The following is an 18,842-nucleotide window of genomic DNA, read 5'->3' on the forward strand; positions in this document are numbered from 1 at the left end:
TTACTAATAAAAAAGACCTGCCTTTAAAGCAGGTCTTTTCATACATGATCCTGATTATTTATCAGAAATATGTTGCTGACGGCGCAAGATAGCCGGAATTTCAAAGTCATCCAGTACAGACTGGTTGCTGAAATCAGCCGCAGTCAGATTCATAGAACGGATATTGCGGTTGGTACGAACCAAGCTTTCAGCACTGCTTTGGCCTTGAGCTTGAGGCGCTTCTTCCGCACCGCGTACCAATTGTTGGGTACGGGCAGCAGCACGCAGTTGGTTGTCAGTACCGTTTTCTTTCAAGCCGGTAGCAATGATGGTAATACGGATAGCATCTTCGCTCATGCTCTCGTCTTCGGCAGCACCAAATTTGCATTCCACTTCAGGGTGTGCATTTTGGTTGACGATACGCATAATCTCGTTGAACTCAGACATTTTCAGGCAACCAGGAGCAGTGGTAATGTTTACTAATACACCGCGTGCGCCATCCAAAGTAACGTTATCCAAGAGCGGGCTGGAGATAGCTTGATCGGTAGCCAAACGGGCACGGTCGATACCTTGTGCAAAACCTGAACCCATCATGGCGATACCGCGATTGCTCATCACGGTTTTCACGTCGGCGAAGTCCAAGTTGATCATGTCGCTAGGGCAAGTCACCACTTCGGAAATACCGGCAACCGCATCACGCAGTACATTGTCTGCCGCACGGAAAGCTTCGCGCATGGTCACGTCTTCGCCCAAGGCAGTCATCAATTTATCGTTCGGGATAATAATCAGGGAATCGACGCGCTCTTTGAGTTGGTCCAAACCTGCTTGAGCGATATGTACGCGTTTACCTTCATAAGCAAACGGACGGGTTACAACCGCAACAGTCAGGATACCCATTTCTTTAGCGATTTCAGCCACAACAGGAGCAGAGCCGGTACCTGTACCACCACCCATACCGGTAGTGATGAACAGCATGTTTGCACCACGGATGGCATCTTCGATGGCTTCGCGATCTTCTTGAGCAGCGGCGCGACCGATTTCAGGATTTGCGCCGGCACCCAAACCGCGTGTCAGGTTTGTACCCAATTGAATGCGTTTAGCCGCATTGTTTTTAGCCAATGATTGCGCATCGGTATTGGCACTGATGAACTCAACACCATGAATGGTGTTGGCAACCATGTTGTTGATAGCATTACAGCCACCGCCACCCAAACCGATAACTTTAATAACAGCAGGGCTTGTTGCTGATTCTGCTACGTCGTAAACAAATTCCATTCAATAATCCTCCGCGCCCCGCTTTATTAAGGACGGTTCAAAAATAACTCATTATCCGTATTATATAAGAAGTATCCAGATACTGGCAAAAATCTTCTTACCATTCGGCTGTCGGCGTTATATTTTTACTACATTTTTTAACAGAAAATATACAAGTTTTAAATTATTCACTTAGCAATTATTTAAAACCGTTTAATCTCACTTAAATATTCAGGACAAACGGTTGCTACACCGCCTGCCCTGAAAACTTTTATCAGAAATTTTCTTTAACGAATTTCATCAGTCTTGCCCACAGACTGATTTTTTCAGCCTGATCATGAACCACAATGGCACCTGTCACCGGCGCGCCGTCTTCCTCTCCCCTTGCCGCCTGCAAAAGACCGATGGCGGTTGAATAGCGTGGATTGCGGATACGCTCGGATACGCCGCCCATTTCTTGTGGAACACCGATACGCGCCGGCAGGTTGAAGACTTCTTCCGCCAACTCAACAATACCGGTCAACATAGAAGCACCACCGGTCAAAACGATACCTGAAGTCAGCACTTCTTCAGGGAAGCCGGAGCGGCGCAATTCGTTAAGCGTCAATTCCAAAATCTCTTCTACGCGCGGGCCGATGATTTCAGCCAATACACGGCGTGAAATTTGACGTGATTGACGGTCGCCAACGCTAGGAACTTCAATCATTTCATCCAAGCCGTCCATAGTCGGAATGGCAGCACCGTAATGGATTTTGATGTACTCGGCTGCAGTGTGCGGCGTACGCAAGGCTTGTGCCAAGTCTTTGGTAATCAAATCGCCGGCAACGGGAATGACCGCAGTATGGCGGATTGCGCCATTGGTATAAACCGCGATGTCGGTTGTACCGCCACCGATATCAATGACGCACACGCCCAAATCTTTTTCGTCTTCAGTCAAAACGGCGTGACCGCTTGCCAAAGGCTGAAGCATGATTTGATCCATTTGCAGGCCGCAACGTTGGATACATTTTTGGATATTTTGCAAAGCAGTATTCGCACCGGTGATGATGTGTACACGGGTATCCAAACGCACGCCGCTCATGCCGATAGGCTCTTTCACACCGGGTTGGTTGTCGATGATGTACTCTTGAACCACAGTATGCAAGATATTGTGATCAGGCGGAATATTGATGGCTTTGGCCGTTTCGATGGCACGATCGATGTCGGCTTGCGATACTTCGCCATCTTTAATTTTGACCACGCCTTGTGAATTCAGACTGCGGATATGGTTACCGGCAATACCGGTGACGACGTGGGAAATTTTGGTATCTGCCATCAGCTCGGCATCTTCTACCGCCTGACGAATGGCTTGTGCAGTGGCGTCAATGTTGGTCACCATACCTGCACGCAGGCCGCGTGAAGGGCTTTGACCCAAGCCAACAATGTGGATTTCGTTATCTTCCCGAATCTCACCGATTAAGGCGATGACCTTGGACGTACCAATGTCTAAGGCACTGATATATTTATTTTGTTGTTGTTCCATAATTGCTCGTTCGCTATGTTGTCTGACTGACGGTTTGATTATTTTTGAAACAAGATTGCTTCACGTCTAATCGGCTATTCACTGTCGGAAGGGTTTTCAGACGGCCTGTAACGGACTGAAAAACCATCCTTATAACGCATATCGACATACTCGATACGACTTTGTTTTTTACGCAGCAGCGATGGCCAAATCTGGGCAAACTGCTGCAAACGTTTGATTTCGTTTTCACGCCCCAAGCGCACGGTAATGCCGTTATTCAATACAAGCAGCCATGCCGAACGCGGCGTGTAGATCAATTCTTTGATGGTCAGTTTCAACGGGCTCAAAATACCGGAAAAGTCCGCATAATGTTTGACCATGTCTTTGCCTGTCCCCTGCTGCCCTTCAAATATAGGCAGGTCCTGTTTCAGGCTTGCGGCAAACACATTGCCCTTACTGTCCACCAAGCCGCCAGCGCGCCAATGCGCAACCGGCACACGCTCGGTCAGGATAATTTCCACAGTTTCCGGAAAACGGCGGCGTACCATTGCCGAGTCAATCCAAGGCAGCTCCTGAAAAGCGGCCTGCGCCGAATCAATATCGGCGCGGAACATATTACCCCTGATATGCTCTCTTGCAACAGTTTGCAATTCTTTGCTGGAAGCATATTTCAGCTTGCCCTGAATGGCAATCTGTTTCACAGGGAAATATTTGGAATTGTAAAGCCAAGCTATGCCCGAACCTATCAACAGAAAGGTCATCAGCACCAATAGCCGGCGGGTCAGCCGACCCAGTGCGCCTGCATCATCCCACATGAGCGGTCTTCAAAATCTCAATACACAAATCAGCAAAATCTACGCCGGTATGGCCTGCAGATTTTGGCACCAAACTGTGGCTGGTCATACCGGGCAAGGTATTAATTTCCAAGAGATACAGTTTACCGTCCGTATCTTTCAGAAAGTCCACGCGCGAACAGCCGTCCGCACCAATCGCCTGCGCGCCACGCACAGCGAGTTCTCGCATCAGGTTTTCCTCCGCCTCGCTCAAATCTTCCGACGGGCATTGATAAACCGTATCGTCGCGGTTGTATTTGGCTTCGTAGTCGTAAAACTCGGTAGCCGGAATAATATGAATGCTCGGCAGACCTTTGCCGTTCAATACCGGACAAGAATATTCGCCGCCGCCGATAAAGCGTTCGGCAATGATTTCGCCCTGCAAGTGTTTCAATTCTTCGTAAACGCTTTTCAGACGGCCTTTTTCTTTTACTTTTACCACGCCGACGCTACTGCCTTCCGCGGCAGGTTTCACAAACATCGGCAGGCCCAATTTTTCTTCAACGGCATCAAAGTCGCTGTCGTCATGCAATACGGCAAACTCAGGAACAGGCAAGCCCACGGCCTGCCAAATCAGTTTGCAGCGGTATTTGTCCATACCCAGCGCAGAGGCGGCCACACCGCTGCCGGTGTAAGGAATACCCATCAGTTCCAACGCGCCTTGAACCGCGCCATCTTCGCCGAAAGTGCCGTGCAGAATATTGAAGGCCGTCTGAAAACCTTGTGTTTTCAATTCAGACAACGGGGTTTCTTTGGGGTCGAACGCATGGGCATCGACACCTTTGCTTTTCAAGGCAGCCAAAATAGTGGCGCCGCTGTCCAGCGAAACTTCGCGCTCGCTGGAAAAGCCACCCATCAACACGGCCACTTTGCCAAAATTCTGCATAATTTCCACTTTCTTAAATACTGATACAGGCCGTCTGAATATTGTTCAGACGACCTATCTGTCCTCAAAGGCCAATATGCCTGTTTATTATGATTGTTTCGACAATTCCACCAATGCAGACGGAACGCGGTTGATACTGCCGGCACCCATATTCAACACGACATCGCCGTCTTGCAAAACATTCAACAGCATTTGCGGCAGGTCGGCAACGTTTTCACAGTAAATCGGCTCAAGTTTGCCTAATACTCGGATGGCGCGTGCCAGAGCGCGGGAATCGGCTGCGGCAATCGGCTCTTCGCCTGCGGCATAAACTTCGGTCAACACCAGCGCATCGACGGTATTGAGGACTTTGGTGAAATCTTCGAACAAATCACGTGTGCGGGTATAGCGGTGCGGTTGGAAAGCCAAGACCAAGCGTTTTTCAGGGTATGCACCGCGCGCAGCGGAAAGGGTTGCCGCCATCTCGACAGGATGGTGACCATAATCGTCCACCAGCAGCGCAGTTCCGCCGTTTGGCAATTTGATGTCGCCATATTTTTGGAAACGGCGGCCGACACCTTCAAAGCCGAGCAAACCTTTTTGAATGGCTTCAACCGATGCGCCAACTTCCAGCGCAACGCCGATAGCCGCCAACGCATTGAGGACGTTGTGGCGGCCGGGCATATTCAAAACAACTTCAAACGGCTCTTGCTCATGTCCTTTCATTTGAACATGAACGGTAAATTTCATTTGCGCGCCGATGTTTTCAATATCGGTTGCGTAGATATCGGCAGTATCGTCCAAGCCGTAAGTAGCATAAGGCTTGCTCACTTTGGGCAAAATCGCGCGGACGTGTTCGCTGTCGATGCACAAAAACGCTTTGCCGTAAAACGGCATACGGTGGATAAAATCCACAAACGCCTGATGCAGCTTCTCAACACTGTGGCCGTAAGTGTCCATGTGGTCTTCATCGATATTGGTCACAACGGACATAATCGGGGTCAGGTGCAGGAAAGAGGCATCAGATTCGTCGGCTTCGGCAACGATGTATTCGCCTTTACCCAAACGGGCGTTGGTACCTGCTGCGTTGAGCTTTCCGCCGATAACGAAAGTCGGGTCAAGACCTGCCGCGCCGAGAATAGAAGCAGTCAGGCTGGTTGTTGTGGTTTTACCGTGCGTACCGGCAATGGCGATACCATCGCGGAAGCGCATCAGTTCCGCCAACATCAACGCGCGCGGAATCACGGGAATCTGCTGTTCCAACGCGGCAACGACTTCAGGATTGTCTTTTTTAACGGCAGTAGAGGTAACAACCACGTCGGCACCATTGACGTGTTCGGCAGTATGCCCTGGGTAAACTTGGATGCCGAGAGCGCTCAAATGCTCAGTAACGGCATTACGCGCCTGATCCGAACCGGAAACTTTAAAGCCCAAATTGTGTAAAACTTCGGCAATACCGCTCATGCCGACGCCGCCGATTCCGACAAAATGGATGTTGGTCACTCGATTTTTCATCATAACGTTGCGTTCCGGTTGGTTTTTAGTGCGTAAAGGCGTTATTTTAAAGGGCTATCCGCTTCTGCGCTATGCTTTTATTGTAAAGGAATTTTAACAAAAGCAATAAAGGCCGTCTGAAACGCCGTTAATTAACTTTTCAGACGGCCTTGAACAAAGTCTTGCCTGCTTATTCGGCACAAGATATGGCAATTTCCGCCACATCGTCTGCACTGTGCGGCAACGCCAAGGTACGGGCATTTTTCGCCCATTTCAGGCATTTTTCACGGTTTAATCCGCCGAGGATTTCGGCCAGTTTTTCTGCCGTCAGTTGAGTTTGCGGAAGCAGCAAACCAGCTTCGGCTTGCACCATAAAGCGCGCATTAGCTGTTTGATGGTCGTCCACCGCGTGCGGATACGGCACCAGCAATGCACCCAAACCGGCAGCCGTCAGCTCGGCAATCGTCAGCGCGCCGGCACGGCAAATTACCAAATCGGCATCGCGGTAGGCGGATACCATATCGGTAATAAATTCGACGCACTCGGCTTGTACACCCAATGCATCATAATCCGCCTGCAGGTTACCCAATTTATTGCGGCCGGACTGATGATACATTTGCGGACAGGCCGCCTCAGGCAATAATGCCAAAGCTTGCGGAACGGTTTTGTTCAACACATCCGCACCCAAACTGCCACCCACCACCAAAACTTTCAGACGGCCTTGACGGTTTTCAAAGCGTTCTTCGGGAACAGGCAATGCCGCAATATCGGCACGGACAGGGTTACCCACCAATCCGCCTTCATGTTGAAATGCTTTGGGGAAAGCGTACAGGACACGTTTTGCCCAACGCGACAGTTGGCGGTTGGACAAACCGGCTACGGCGTTTTGCTCATGAATCACAATCGGCACACCGGAAATTTTTGCCGCCAAGCCACCGGGGAAAGTAACAAAACCGCCAAAACCGATAACGCACTCGACACGGTGTTTCTTAATAATCTGCTGCGCCGCACGGACGGTTTTATACAGCGTAAATGGCAACATCAGCTTGCGCTTGATTCCGTTGCCGCGTATGCCTTTAATGGCCAGCGTTTCCAAGCGTATGCCGTATTGCGGCACGATACGCTCTTCCATCGAATCCTGACTGCCCAGCCAAATCACATGATGGCCGCGCTTTTGCAGCGACTCGGCAACCGCCAATGCAGGGAAAATATGGCCGCCCGTACCGCCGGCCATCAGCATAAAAGTTTTACCGCTCATGGTTTTACTCCACCGAATAACCGCGCATTTTTTGGCGGTTTTCATAATCAATGCGCAATAACAAAGTAATGCACACCAGCATGATAAAGACAGCCGAACCGCCGTAAGACATAAACGGCAAAGTCAGGCCCTTAGTGGGTAGGATACCGATGTTTACACCGATATTGAAGAAACTCTGAATACCAATCCAAATACCGATACCGTTGGCAATGTACGCGCTGAACATCAAGCCCGAATCACGCGCCTGCTTGCCGATGGAAAACGCGCGCCACACCAGCCAGCCGTAGCAGAACACCAAAACCAGCATCCCGAAAAAGCCGAATTCCTCGCCGATGACGGCAAAAATAAAGTCCGTATGCGCTTCAGGCAGGTAGAAACGTTTTTCCAAACTCGCACCCAAGCCCTCGCCAAACCAGCCGCCGCGCGCAATCGCCATCAAGGAATGGGTCAGCTGATAGCCTTTACCCAAAGGATCGCTCCAAGGGTCCAAAAACGCCGCCACACGCGCCATACGGTAAGGCGCGGCCAAAATCAGCAAGCCCATACCGCTCACAACGGTCGCCACCAATACAGCAAAATACTTCCACGGGAAGCCTGCCAAAAACAGCATACCCATGGTAATCACAACAATCACGACAAACGAGCCAAAGTCCGGCTGACCCATAATCAAAACCAAACCGACCGCCACCAACATAATCGGCAGAATCAAGGTCTTAAACTTACGGAAGCGTTCCTTTACCCTTACCCAAGCTTCACTTTTAAAGGGGCTGCACACCAAATCGCCAATACCGGTAAACAAAGACGACCAACCCAAAGAATCCAAATCGCGCAACATTTCTTCACGGCGCGTAAACAGGCTGGACAAGTACAAGACCGTCGCCAATTTGAAAAATTCAGTCGGTTGCAAGTTGAGCGGCCCGATATGAATCCAGCGCGTCGCGCCATTAATCTCACGGCCGACAAACAAAACCAGCAACAACAGCAAACCTGAAACAGCAAAATAAAACGGAATAATCCGCCGCCAGAAACTCATCTTCAGCAGGAAAAGCGGCAAGCATATAGCCACTGTAAACAGGATAAACATTGCCTGCTTAAACACAAAAGAAAACTGGCTACCCCCTTCCGATGCCGCATACGCAATAGAAGCCGAATAAATCATAATCAGGCTGAAGACCGTCATTAAGACGACCATCCACAAGAGAGAAACATCAAACTTCCGACCATCGCGCGCAATCGGCCGGTCAAGCATTTTGGAAAGACTAATCATGAAAACATCCGTAACGGCTTGAATAAAATATTCAGACGGCCTGCTAATGGGCAAGAGGCCGTCTGAAAAAATGAATTAACGTTATTTTAAAGGTTTATTTCCAAACCAACAATTCAGAATCTTTAAAGATGCCGGATTCCGACGTTCTTTGCGCCCTCCCCTACCCTTTGATACCGGCAAAAGGCCGTCTGAAAACGCTTTTATGTTCTCAGACGGCCTTGTATAAATTTTTTCTTCAGAAAAATAGGCTACTTTTTATCCAATACAAACCCTAAGCCAACTGCGGTATTTCCACCCACGGCTGTATCTGTTCCAACTGCGCTGCAAGGCGGAGCAGCGTGTCTTCGCGTCCGTGAGCGGCGGCAAACTGAGTACCGACGGGCAGCTCGTTATGCCGGTAAAGCGACACGCTCATGTTCAGCGGCGACGTATAACCGACGTATTGCAGCGCGGCGGCGGCTTCTTTTTCTAAAAACGGGTTGTTTTTCAACAGAAAACCCAAGCGCAGCGTGCCAAACAGCAGGCGCATGGCTTTTTGTGCGGCGGGCGGCGGCATCATCTCGCCGATTTTCGGCGTGGTGCGCGGGCAGACGGGCGTCATTAACACGTCGTAGCGTGTGAAAAATGCTTTGGCGGCACGTTCCTGCGCCAGCATCACGTCGCGCGCCCATGCCATTTCGCCCGCACTGATTTGCCGACCCTGCACAATCATTGCCCACGTTGTCGGCTCAAGCAGGCGGTGCGGCAGTTTTTGTCCGGTTTCGTATTGATATTGGTAGAACAGTTTTGCCGTTTCGCCCATGACGATGATGCGGGCGGCTCGGTTGAGCTGTTCAGGCGGCGCAAAATCGGGCGTGGCTTCTTCCAATTCGTGTCCCGCGTCTTGTATCAGTTTCAAACTATGGGCGAACGCGGCTTCCGTGCCTTCGTCGTTGCCGCCGCCAAACCATGCCTGTTTCCAAAAAGCTATTTTCAGACGACCTGTTTCTTGTTTCAGGCTGCCTGCAAAACCGTTTTCGGGCGGCGGCGGGCAAGCATACAGGGCGCGGGCTTGGGTTTGGGCGGCGATGTCCAGCAAAACCGCGCTGTCACGCACGCTGCGGGTCAACACATGGTCGCATACCAAGCCTTGCCATGCCTCCGATGCGTTCGGCGCGTAACTGCTGCGACCGCGCGTGGGTTTCAGCCCGAACACGCCGCAGTTGTGCGCGGGTAAGCGGATGGAGCCGCCGCCGTCGCTGCCGTGCGCTGCGGGTACGACGCCCGAAGCCACTGCCGCCGCTGCACCGCCGCTGCTGCCGCCCGCGGTGTAATCCAAATGCCACGGATTGCGCGTGATGCCGTAAATTTCGGTTTCGGTAACAGGATACGCGCCCCATTCGGGCGTGGTGGTTTTGCCGAACACGCGCAGCCCAGCATCGAGATAGGCTTGGGTCAAATCGCTGTTTTGTTTGGCAATGTAATGCTGCATCATGCGCGAACCCGACCATGTCGGCGCACCTTCCCAATCCGCCAGCAGGTCTTTGAGCAAAAACGGTACGCCCTCCAGCGGCGTATCGGCATTTTCAGACGACCCCTGCCATGCCGCCGCGCGTTCGCGCAAATCATGCGCCAACAGATTGAGCTTGGGATTAACTTCGTCCAAGCGGTTTAAAGCAGCCTGCAACACTTCATCGGCGGACACTTCTTTTTTGCGGATCAGCTCTGCCAAACCGACGGCATCGTAACGGATGTAGTCTTGAAAATTCATGGGTTTTCCTTTCGGATTGATGAACACACGTTTTTTCGGTCAGGCATGGCTGCCCGCCGCCTCGCCGTTTGCCCGCATAGGCAAACTTTAAGAAACAGTAACACGGGTTAAAGGAAAAGAACAAATTTATCGTTGCTGCAAAAAGGTCGTCTGAAACCGCCTTGACGTTTTCAGACGACCTTTGAGGCAATAGCGCACAAGGTTTACGGCAGAATCTCAATTTCCGCATTGTGTTTCACGCTGCGGTAGAGTTCGTCGATTTCCTCGTCCGTTACCGCGATGCAGCCGTTGGTCCAGTCTTTTTGCAGGTGTTTTTTACCGATAAAACCCCAGCCGTTTTTCATGCCGTGGATTTTAATCAGCCCGCCCGGGCTTTTGCCTTGTGCCGCAGCGTAGGCTTTGTCGGCTTCATTGGGATAGGAAACGCCGAGATTTTTATGGTAGCCGCTATTGGGATTACGCTCATTAATGCGGTATTTCCCTTCGGGCGTTTTGCCGTCGCCTTCAAACTGTTTATGCCCGACCGGTTGCTTGCCCAACGAAATGGGATAGGTTTTCAGCAACCTGCCTTGCGAGTACGCCGACATGGTGCGTTTGCTTTTATGTACGACCAATCTGTCGATAACCGCATCTTCAGGCAACGGCGCTTCGCTTGGCATGGCAACGGTTATCGTGGAACGAATCGGCGCGGCAAACCAAAACACCAAAGCAGCGACAGCCGAAAACACGACTGCCGCCAAGCCGATCTTCAAACCCACTTTCATCTTTCAGACGGCCTTACAAAGCTTTGAACGCCTCGATAAACACTTCCGAACGGTGCGCATAGCCTTTGAACATATCGAAGCTCGCACAAGCCGGGCTAAGCAACACGATATCGCCCGCTTCGGCTTGGGCATATGCCGTCTGAACCGCTTCTTCCAAAGTGGCGCAGTCGGTCATATTCAGACCGCAGCCGTCCAAATCGCGGCGGATTTGCGGCGCATCGACGCCGATCAGGAACACGCCTTTTACCTTGCCGGCAAGCGCGTCGCGCAGGGGCGTGAAATCCTGCCCTTTGCCCATGCCGCCCAAAATCACGAAGAGCGGATTTTGCAAACCGGCAATCGCGGCGGCGGTCGCGCCGACGTTCGTGCCTTTGCTGTCGTCGATAAACACCACGCCGTTTTTCTCGCCGATTTTTTCGACGCGGTGCGGCAAGCCTTGGAAGGTTTTAACGTGTTCGAGCAATGCTTCGCGCGGCAAACCGATAGCCTCGCACAAAGCCACGGCAGCCATAACGTTGGCGGCGTTGTGCAAGCCTTGCAACGGAATGTCTTGCGTAGAAATCAAATCTTCATTGCCTTGTTTCAGGCGGCCTGTCTCGCGTTCCAACCAAAAATCGGCTTCGTGTTCCAACGAAAACCATTTCACCTCGCGCCCGGCGCGTTTCATTGCGCGGCAGAACGCATCATCCGCATTCAAAACCTGCACGCCATCGCCACGGAAAATCTTGTCCTTGGTATGCGCATAGTCGAGCAAGTCGTCGTAGCGGTCGAGATGGTCTTCAGAAATGTTCAGCACCGTCGCCGCCATCGGGTGCAGGCTTTCAGTGTTTTCCAGTTGGAAGCTGGAAAGCTCCAACACCCACACGTCCGCCTTTTTGCCTTCACGCTGCAATTCCGCCTCCAAAACCGGCGTGCCGATATTGCCCGCGATAACGGTATCCAGACCACACTTGATGCAGAGATAGCCGACCAGGCTCGTTACCGTGGTTTTACCGTTGCTGCCGGTAATCGCAATCACCTTGTCGCCACGGCGGTTCACAATGTCCGCCAACAATTCGATATCGCCCAACACACGTCCACCGTTTTGCTTGAACGCCTCAATATCCGGCTGCCGCTCGCTGATGCCGGGGCTGAGCGCCAGAATATCGAAACCGTTGTCCAGCGCATCTTTCAAACGACCCGTGTAAAACACCAGCCCGTCAAACATCTTACCGATTTGCGACACGCGCTCCGGTTTCAGCTCCGCATCATACGCGGCAACCTCCGCGCCGTTTTTACGCAGGTAGGCAATCATGGAAATACCCGTGCCGCCAAGTCCGGCGACGAGGATTTTTTTGTTTTGAAAAGTCATTTTGGTTTTGTCCTAAAACAAATCATATTGTGCAGGGGGGATGTCCGCTCCTGCTCAAGCCGCTTTCAGACGGCATCGCGAGCTGTTCAATAACCCGCCTTCAGGCGTTGGTAAATGTCGCAGCCGTCTTGGTCTCCGTTTTGACAAGCCTTACCAAACCATTCTTGAGCGAGCGCAAGGTCTTGGCGCACGCCGCGTCCTTCGGCATACATCACACCCAAATTGAATTGGGCACCAGCATGCCCTTGTTCTGCAGCCCTACGACACCACTGCACCGCCTGTGTATAGTCTTGACGGACTCCTTGCCCGTTGGCATACATCAGACCCAAATTAACTTGGGCATCGGCATTCCCTTGTTCTGCAGCCCTACGATACCACTGCACTGCCTGTGCATAGTCTTGACGGACGCCTTGCCCTTGTTCATACATCAGGCCCAAATTAACTTGGGCACCAGCATACCCTTGTTCTGCCGCCTTGCGATACCACTGCACCGCCTGTGCATAGTCTTGACGGACGCCTTGCCCTTGTTCATACATCAGGCCCAAATTAACTTGGGCACCAGCATACCCTTGTTCTGCCGCCTTGCGATACCACTGCACCGCCTGTGCATAGTCTTGACGGACGCCTTGCCCTTGTGCATACCCATTGCCCAAATCGGTTTGGGCTTGGACTAATCCCTGCTCCGCTGCCTTACGATACCATCTGAACGCTTCGGCATAGTCTTGACGGACGCCTCGCCCTTGGTTATACATATCACCCAAATTATATTGTGCTTGGACTAATCCCTGCTCCGCTGCCTTACGATACCATCTGAACGCTTCGGCATAGTCTTGACGGACGCCTTCACCTTTGTAATACATCAGACCCAAATTACTTTGGGCTTGGGCATCCCCTTGTTCTGCAGCCTGCCGATACCACTGCACTGCCTGTGCATCGTCTTGAGGGACGCCTTGCCCGATGGCATACATCACGCCCAAATTATATTGGGCATCGACATTCCCTTGCTTCGCAGCTTGAAGCGTTTTCTGAAAATTCGGCATATTATCCGCCCAAACTGCCTGCGCCAAGCCAAAAGATAACAGGGCTACCATCATTTTTTTTAATAATTTATTCATTCTAAAATCCATTTCTTTCAAATTATTGTTTCTGTTTTATCCAAGAAGTTTCAGACGGCCTTTAGCCAGCAAATTCCTTAAAAAAGCTATTTACACCGTAGCTACTCAAAATCTGCTGCAATTCCGGTGCGCGCACCCATGGGTCAACCGCCATCAGCGGCATAGGCGGTTCGATACCGTCTTCGTTTTGGTTACGGCACCAATCTGCCATGGCAAAAACTTGGATTAACACCGGCTCAGCAAGTACTTTGTCGATGTCCAGTTCGCTCATGGCTTGGGCAAAGCAGGCGATCCATTCGTTGCGGACTTGTACGTTGACGGCAAAAGGCATATGGCGGGCGCGCAGTTGAGGATGGCCGTATTTTTCGACAAAAAGTTGCGGTCCCCCGAGCCAGCCGCTAAAAAATTCGTAGAGCTTTTCGCGTATCAGGGTCATGTCTTCGCCGTGCATCTGGCGCAGGGCGCGGTATTGCGGTTCGAGTTCCATCAAGTCGTAGAAACGGTCGGTCAGGGTGCGGATGCCGGTTGCACCACCAAAAGATTGGTACATGTTTGGGGACTTTCTGTGTGGATTATTACGGGATTTATTTTGAGACGTAGGATTCAGGCAAGCATGCTTACCTTACATAATGGCCGTCTGAAAGTTTCAGACGGCCTTTGGAGATTTAGCGGATTTTGAGGGTACTCAAGCCGATTAACACCAAGACGATGGTGATAATCCAGAAACGGACGACGACTTGGGTTTCTTTCCAGCCTTTTTGTTCGTAATGATGATGAATCGGCGCCATCAGGAAGATGCGTTTTTTGGTGCGTTTGTACCAACCGACTTGCAACATAACGGAAATGGCTTCAACAACAAACAGGCCGCCCATGATGACGAGGACAAATTCTTGGCGGATGATGACGGCAACGGTACCGAGCGCCGCACCAAGCGCGAGCGCGCCGACGTCGCCCATAAAGACTTGTGCCGGATAGGCGTTAAACCACAAAAAGCCGAGGCACGCACCACACATGGCGGTACAGAAAATCACCACTTCGTTTGCGCCGGCAACGTAAGGCAATTGCAGGTATTGGGCAAATTGGGAGTGTCCACTGGCATAAGCAAAGATGGCAAGGCCGGCGGCGACAAGTACAACGGGGAATGCGGCCAAGCCGTCCAAACCGTCGGTCAGGTTAACGGCATTGGATGTACCGACGATAGTCAAGTAGGACAATACCAAGAAGCCGACTACGCCAAGCGGCAAGGCAACTTGTTTGAAGAAGGGAACAATCAGGATATTGTTGGCAGAGTTTGTCGCAAGGTAGAACAATGCCAAACCGGCAATGATGGCAACGCTGGACTGCCACACCATTTTGAATTTGGCAGACACGCCGTTAGGGTCTTTATAAACCACTTTGCGCCAGTCGTCGTAAAAACCGAGTGCACCGGTAGCAAGCAAGACGCCTAAGAGAATCCAGATATAAGGATTTGCCCAGTTGCCCCACAAGATTGTGGATACGGTAATGGCAGTCAAAATCAGCGAGCCGCCCATGGTTGGCGTACCGTTTTTGATCAGGTGGGTTTGAGGGCCGTCGGTACGGACGGCTTGGCCGACTTTAAGCGCAGTCAGCTTGCGGATGGTCCACGGACCCAACAATAATGAAAATACCAGCGCAGTCAGCGCGGCCATTACGGCACGAAATGTGGTGTATTGAAAAATATTCAGACCGGTTAACCAGTTACTGAAATGTGCGAGCCATAAAAACATGGGGCTTCCTTTTTTGTTTTTGTTGTTACAGCGGGCTTATTGCCCAATTAAAAATAAATCGGTATGCCATCTGAAATTGCAGACGGCCTTGTTGAGTAAGATTATTTCTCTACCACGCAAATCGGATAGTTTCCAGGATTCTTTCCGCCGCCCAAATCCAAGCAGGTATCTTCATAAATAAATGCCTGTACTTTCATTCCGGCATAAAACGCGGCAATCAGCAAACCAGCCAATAGTAAAATCTTTTTCATATTTCAGACGGCCTTTTACGCAGTTGTTGTTGCCAATGCCTCGACCACTTCTTCCATCTTCATAAAGCGCGAGCCCTTGACCAATACGGTGGCGCGTTCAGGCAAGTCGTGCCTCAACACTTGAATCAGCGGATCTTTGTCAGCAAACCACAAACCTTCCGCGCCAAACGTTTCCGCTGCTTCAACGCTGTTGTCGCCGACAAAATATGCGGCCTCGATGCCTTTATCCCGTGCATACGCGCCAACTTCGGCGTGCATGGCAGCGGCTTCGTCCTCGCCCAATTCGCCCATATCGCCCATCACAAAAATACGCGGCGCAGGCATAGCGGCGAGCACATCAATGGCAGCTTTCATGCTGTCGGGGTTGGCATTATAAGTATCGTCAATCAAAGTCGCGCCTTTAATGCCTTGCTTGATATTCAGACGGCCTTTGATATTACTGAAATTTTTCAGGCCGTCTGAAACTTCGGCAAGACTCAAATCTGCCGCCAAAGCCAGAGCAGCCGCCGCTACGGCATTATGCACATTGTGTCGGCCGGGGACTGGCAACACCACGGCAACACGTTCATTGCCACGCACCAAATCAAATTCGCAGAACAACGGTTTCAACTCAATATTTTCTGCATGGACATCGCCACTGGCAACGCCGAAAGTCTGAGCGTTCAATTGCGCAGTAGCAGCTTCAAATGTAGCGATATTGGCATCTTCACACGGAATCAGCGCAATGCCGTCTGAAAGCAAACCTTCGTAGATTTCACTTTTAGCTTTAGCAATATCGCCGACACCATCAAAACCACAACCGACATGCGCGCGCAAAGCGTTATTGACCAAAGCAACATTCGGACCGGCGATTCGTGTCAACAAAGACAACTCGCCAAAATGGTTCATGCCCATTTCAATGACGGCATAACGATGTTTTTCGTTCAGTTTCAACAAAGTCAGCGGCAAGCCGATATGGTTGTTGAAATTGCCGGCAGTCGCCAACACAGCTTCATCACCGAATCGATGACGCAATACGCCGGCCAACATCTCTTTAACCGTCGTTTTGCCGGAAGAGCCGGTAATACCGAAGACAAACGGATTCACATTTTCACGCCACGCCTTCGCCAGTTTTTGCAAAGCCGCAAGCGTATCGTCAACCTTCAACGCGCCTTTCAAAGCCGCACAATCTTCGTGCGAAACCAAAACTGCCGTTGCCCCCGCTGCCAACACATCTTCAACAAAGTCATGAGCGTCAAAACGCTCACCGGCAAGCGCGAAAAATACATCGCCTTCCTGAATATCACGGCTGTCGGTTACGATGCGCGAAACGGGTTGATTTTCAGACGGCATCGGAAGGCCGAGCGTTTGGCAGATGAAATTTAGGTCTAGTGGTTTCATAATTGTGTTTCTTGTCCTTGTTCTAACGGCTCCACATTTTTATCCGTATTTTGGGAAACCATTTTTAAATGACGATAATTACGTCCTGCCAGCACAATAAAAAGAATAGCGGCAAAATTTACACCGACAGAAAGCTTATTTACCGTAAGGCTGAACCATAGTTTCAATACACTATCTATATAAAATACAAAAGAAAATACATCGCTTGCAAAAGCAATCTGCAATAAGCATGGTATGTACACATATGTCATTCTCTTAAAACCGACTTCACGGAATTTAAACGCATTCCATGCTGCAGACAGCGCCAACACACCCAAAATGAAAAGTAAAATCCCAAAAAACACAGCCCATGCTATGTTGTTAATCAGTCCTTGCACACTCTGAATTGATGCCAGAATCAACCAAACCACGCCCTGCACCAAAGTCAGCCATGCCATAAATTTGCCGCTTTTGGGCAATTTTTTATATTCAGGAAATGTATTGGAAAACCAACTTTTCATACTATAAATCACTTTCTCTTATCAACTGCCGATTTTCCCGTACTGCTGGTAATCAGAAAAACACAATACAATGGTTTTACCGTTTTGTCGGTAGGGGTGGCAAAGGCTGTAATTACCGTCTTTTGCCTCATAACGTATTTCATTTATTTGTCCGGCAAATATTCTTTGCAAGTATTCACGCTCGCTCAAATTCGGAGCATAAAGATATTGCGTTTTGCTGATTGTTTCTTTATTGCCATTCCGAGTAACGACAAAATCATTATCATCGCCTCCTCCCTGAGCATTGGGCGCCTGCTCATCAATCCCACTTAAATAGGAATCGGCTGAGAAAGCCAAATAAACCTGTTTATTACCTATTGTATCCGGCACAATCACCGTAGCTGCTTTAAAGGCAGAATCTTCCTTCGACATCAGCTCAAGGATTAACGCTGCTTTTTTAATATACGCAAAATCAAAACGATAATCTGCCAATGCGTTGATTTGCGACGGATTGTCCTTGACGATGCGCTCTAGCGATTGAGTCAAAATCTGACGTTTTTTCTGAACCGTCAGATAATTTCCGCCAAATAGCAAAGCGGCCAAAACGGGAAATACGGCCAACAACAAATATAAGGTTTTCCGGCCACCTTTGCTTTCTTCCTCTTGTCCTCGCTCGGCAATACGGGTCAAATTCAGCATGATGTTCAGTATCAAGGCACCCGCCATTACAGCAAAAATCCCCAAAATACTCATCAGGAAAATTTCCGTAATGTATTCGCGGAACACCTTAAGCCCGAAAACATTGGATAGAGTCAGAACAAATACCCAGTACACCAGCAGCACAACTGCCACCATACCGACGATATTCGTTGCCTTAACCAATTTCTTTGCGTTCATACTCTCAAATCTTGTTCAGACGGCCTATCTGTTCTGATTAATCAGCGGATACGGATTCACTGCGCCGCTGGGTAGATACACGCCATAATGCAGGTGGGCCGGTGTGGTTCTGGCGTTGCCGGTTTTACCGACATAGCCGATGACCTGCCCTTCTTTTACTCGTTCATACAGGCGGATACGGGCAAATTTATTGAGGTGGGCATAGTAATGCCACGCACCCGGCCCTTGGATACCGATAACTTTACCGCCCAATCGGTTGCGCCCGATTTTGGTGACGATACCGGGCGTAGTACTGCGTATCGGCGTGTTTTTCTTAGCAAAGATATCCACACCTTCATGCCTGCGCCCCTGACTGCGCGCCGCGCCCCAAGTGTCGTCAAAACGTTTGCCTTTAACAGGATTGGGCAGGCTTTGCTCGGCAGGAGGCTGTTGCGCCCTCAACTGCTCGATTTCGGCAGTAGGACGCGGAAGTTGTTTGGTTGTACAGCCTGCGAATAAAACTACGGCTGCACTGATTAATAAGGTTTTTATCGGCATTTTCAGCATCAAATCGGTCTCCTTATTGTTCAGACGGCCTTGTTAAAAAATCCTCTGAAACAAACAACTGTGATGGGTTTAATGGCTGACGTGCCGTAATGCGTGTGTCGTGTTGCTTT

The 18,842-nt window shown here is 50.4% G+C and carries 18 protein-coding genes; all 18 read right to left on the minus strand.

The window, feature by feature from the left end; genetic code table 11:
• Nucleotides 1-54: 54 nt before the first annotated feature.
• Nucleotides 55-1,254: a cell division protein FtsZ gene (ftsZ, locus tag ACTHSW_RS00525; RefSeq protein ID WP_440373738.1), complete on the minus strand. Its 1,200-nt coding sequence runs from the start codon at nt 1,252-1,254 to the stop codon at nt 55-57.
• A 253-nt stretch (nt 1,255-1,507) separates the two neighbouring features.
• Nucleotides 1,508-2,755: a cell division protein FtsA gene (gene ftsA / locus ACTHSW_RS00530; RefSeq protein WP_070459535.1), complete on the minus strand. Its 1,248-nt coding sequence runs from the start codon at nt 2,753-2,755 to the stop codon at nt 1,508-1,510.
• 74 nt (nt 2,756-2,829) lie between these two features.
• Entirely contained in the window at nt 2,830-3,549 is a 720-nt protein-coding gene (locus ACTHSW_RS00535) for a cell division protein FtsQ/DivIB (RefSeq protein WP_049328386.1), read from the minus strand.
• Nucleotides 3,539-4,453: a D-alanine--D-alanine ligase gene (locus ACTHSW_RS00540; protein ID WP_070459538.1), complete on the minus strand. Its 915-nt coding sequence runs from the start codon at nt 4,451-4,453 to the stop codon at nt 3,539-3,541. Before ACTHSW_RS00540 ends, ACTHSW_RS00535 begins: the two co-directional genes overlap by 11 nt.
• An 87-nt stretch (nt 4,454-4,540) precedes the next feature.
• Nucleotides 4,541-5,950 carry a UDP-N-acetylmuramate--L-alanine ligase gene (gene murC, locus ACTHSW_RS00545; protein ID WP_070459541.1) on the minus strand — a complete coding sequence of 470 codons (1,410 nt, stop codon included), beginning with the start codon at nt 5,948-5,950 and terminating at the stop codon, nt 4,541-4,543.
• A 166-nt stretch (nt 5,951-6,116) separates the two neighbouring features.
• Complete coding sequence (gene murG, locus ACTHSW_RS00550) at nt 6,117-7,184, minus strand: undecaprenyldiphospho-muramoylpentapeptide beta-N-acetylglucosaminyltransferase (protein ID WP_070459546.1); 1,068 nt, start codon at nt 7,182-7,184, stop codon at nt 6,117-6,119.
• Between the two features lie 4 nt (nt 7,185-7,188).
• On the minus strand, nt 7,189-8,451 hold the full coding sequence (locus ACTHSW_RS00555) for an FtsW/RodA/SpoVE family cell cycle protein (RefSeq protein ID WP_070459549.1): 1,263 nt from the start codon (nt 8,449-8,451) through the stop codon (nt 7,189-7,191).
• 271 nt (nt 8,452-8,722) lie between these two features.
• Nucleotides 8,723-10,201, minus strand: a complete 1,479-nt coding sequence (locus ACTHSW_RS00560; protein WP_440373739.1) for an amidase — start codon at nt 10,199-10,201, stop codon at nt 8,723-8,725.
• Between the two features lie 203 nt (nt 10,202-10,404).
• Nucleotides 10,405-10,965, minus strand: coding sequence for a L,D-transpeptidase family protein (locus ACTHSW_RS00565; RefSeq protein ID WP_070459555.1), 561 nt, complete (start codon nt 10,963-10,965; stop codon nt 10,405-10,407).
• Between the two features lie 13 nt (nt 10,966-10,978).
• Complete coding sequence (gene murD, locus ACTHSW_RS00570) at nt 10,979-12,316, minus strand: UDP-N-acetylmuramoyl-L-alanine--D-glutamate ligase (protein ID WP_070459558.1); 1,338 nt, start codon at nt 12,314-12,316, stop codon at nt 10,979-10,981.
• Nucleotides 12,317-12,402: 86 nt separating this feature from the next.
• Nucleotides 12,403-13,431 (minus strand): SEL1-like repeat protein, encoded by a 1,029-nt coding sequence (locus ACTHSW_RS00575; RefSeq protein ID WP_250591738.1) that lies wholly within the window; start codon nt 13,429-13,431, stop codon nt 12,403-12,405.
• A gap of 61 nt (nt 13,432-13,492) precedes the next feature.
• Nucleotides 13,493-13,981, minus strand: a complete 489-nt coding sequence (locus tag ACTHSW_RS00580) for a group II truncated hemoglobin (RefSeq protein ID WP_440373740.1) — start codon at nt 13,979-13,981, stop codon at nt 13,493-13,495.
• 115 nt (nt 13,982-14,096) lie between these two features.
• On the minus strand, nt 14,097-15,179 hold the full coding sequence (mraY, locus tag ACTHSW_RS00585; protein WP_003685861.1) for a phospho-N-acetylmuramoyl-pentapeptide-transferase: 1,083 nt from the start codon (nt 15,177-15,179) through the stop codon (nt 14,097-14,099).
• Between the two features lie 101 nt (nt 15,180-15,280).
• Nucleotides 15,281-15,430 (minus strand): hypothetical protein, encoded by a 150-nt coding sequence (locus ACTHSW_RS00590; protein ID WP_003748282.1) that lies wholly within the window; start codon nt 15,428-15,430, stop codon nt 15,281-15,283.
• Between the two features lie 15 nt (nt 15,431-15,445).
• On the minus strand, nt 15,446-16,810 hold the full coding sequence (locus ACTHSW_RS00595) for a UDP-N-acetylmuramoyl-tripeptide--D-alanyl-D-alanine ligase (protein WP_070459563.1): 1,365 nt from the start codon (nt 16,808-16,810) through the stop codon (nt 15,446-15,448).
• Nucleotides 16,807-17,310, minus strand: a complete 504-nt coding sequence (locus ACTHSW_RS00600) for a hypothetical protein (RefSeq protein WP_107768706.1) — start codon at nt 17,308-17,310, stop codon at nt 16,807-16,809. Before ACTHSW_RS00600 ends, ACTHSW_RS00595 begins: the two co-directional genes overlap by 4 nt.
• A 21-nt stretch (nt 17,311-17,331) precedes the next feature.
• Complete coding sequence (locus ACTHSW_RS00605) at nt 17,332-18,186, minus strand: peptidase (RefSeq protein ID WP_070459570.1); 855 nt, start codon at nt 18,184-18,186, stop codon at nt 17,332-17,334.
• Nucleotides 18,187-18,210: 24 nt separating this feature from the next.
• Entirely contained in the window at nt 18,211-18,732 is a 522-nt protein-coding gene (locus ACTHSW_RS00610; protein WP_063069084.1) for a M23 family metallopeptidase, read from the minus strand.
• Nucleotides 18,733-18,842: the final 110 nt, after the last annotated feature.

The sequence above is a fragment of the Neisseria sp. P0008.S004 genome (assembly GCF_051962755.1).
In the GTDB taxonomy this organism is placed as follows: domain Bacteria; phylum Pseudomonadota; class Gammaproteobacteria; order Burkholderiales; family Neisseriaceae; genus Neisseria; species Neisseria subflava_A.

Bases quoted from the DNA above. Each gene is read 5' to 3' on its own strand.
- ftsZ (WP_440373738.1), bottom strand. From the start codon at position 1,254: ATGGAATTTGTTTACGACGTAGCAGAATCAGCAACAAGCCCTGCTGTT.
- ACTHSW_RS00540 (WP_070459538.1), bottom strand. From the start codon at position 4,453: ATGCAGAATTTTGGCAAAGTGGCCGTGTTGATGGGTGGCTTTTCCAGC.
- murC (WP_070459541.1), bottom strand. From the start codon at position 5,950: ATGATGAAAAATCGAGTGACCAACATCCATTTTGTCGGAATCGGCGGC.
- ACTHSW_RS00575 (WP_250591738.1), bottom strand. From the start codon at position 13,431: ATGAATAAATTATTAAAAAAAATGATGGTAGCCCTGTTATCTTTTGGC.
- ftsA (WP_070459535.1), bottom strand. From the start codon at position 2,755: ATGGAACAACAACAAAATAAATATATCAGTGCCTTAGACATTGGTACG.
- ACTHSW_RS00605 (WP_070459570.1), bottom strand. From the start codon at position 18,186: ATGAACGCAAAGAAATTGGTTAAGGCAACGAATATCGTCGGTATGGTG.
- ACTHSW_RS00590 (WP_003748282.1), bottom strand. From the start codon at position 15,430: ATGAAAAAGATTTTACTATTGGCTGGTTTGCTGATTGCCGCGTTTTAT.
- ACTHSW_RS00600 (WP_107768706.1), bottom strand. From the start codon at position 17,310: ATGAAAAGTTGGTTTTCCAATACATTTCCTGAATATAAAAAATTGCCC.
- ACTHSW_RS00555 (WP_070459549.1), bottom strand. From the start codon at position 8,451: ATGATTAGTCTTTCCAAAATGCTTGACCGGCCGATTGCGCGCGATGGT.
- ACTHSW_RS00535 (WP_049328386.1), bottom strand. From the start codon at position 3,549: ATGTGGGATGATGCAGGCGCACTGGGTCGGCTGACCCGCCGGCTATTG.
- mraY (WP_003685861.1), bottom strand. From the start codon at position 15,179: ATGTTTTTATGGCTCGCACATTTCAGTAACTGGTTAACCGGTCTGAAT.
- ACTHSW_RS00610 (WP_063069084.1), bottom strand. From the start codon at position 18,732: ATGCTGAAAATGCCGATAAAAACCTTATTAATCAGTGCAGCCGTAGTT.
- ACTHSW_RS00580 (WP_440373740.1), bottom strand. From the start codon at position 13,981: ATGTACCAATCTTTTGGTGGTGCAACCGGCATCCGCACCCTGACCGAC.
- ACTHSW_RS00560 (WP_440373739.1), bottom strand. From the start codon at position 10,201: ATGAATTTTCAAGACTACATCCGTTACGATGCCGTCGGTTTGGCAGAG.
- ACTHSW_RS00595 (WP_070459563.1), bottom strand. From the start codon at position 16,810: ATGAAACCACTAGACCTAAATTTCATCTGCCAAACGCTCGGCCTTCCG.
- ACTHSW_RS00565 (WP_070459555.1), bottom strand. From the start codon at position 10,965: ATGAAAGTGGGTTTGAAGATCGGCTTGGCGGCAGTCGTGTTTTCGGCT.
- murD (WP_070459558.1), bottom strand. From the start codon at position 12,316: ATGACTTTTCAAAACAAAAAAATCCTCGTCGCCGGACTTGGCGGCACG.
- murG (WP_070459546.1), bottom strand. From the start codon at position 7,184: ATGAGCGGTAAAACTTTTATGCTGATGGCCGGCGGTACGGGCGGCCAT.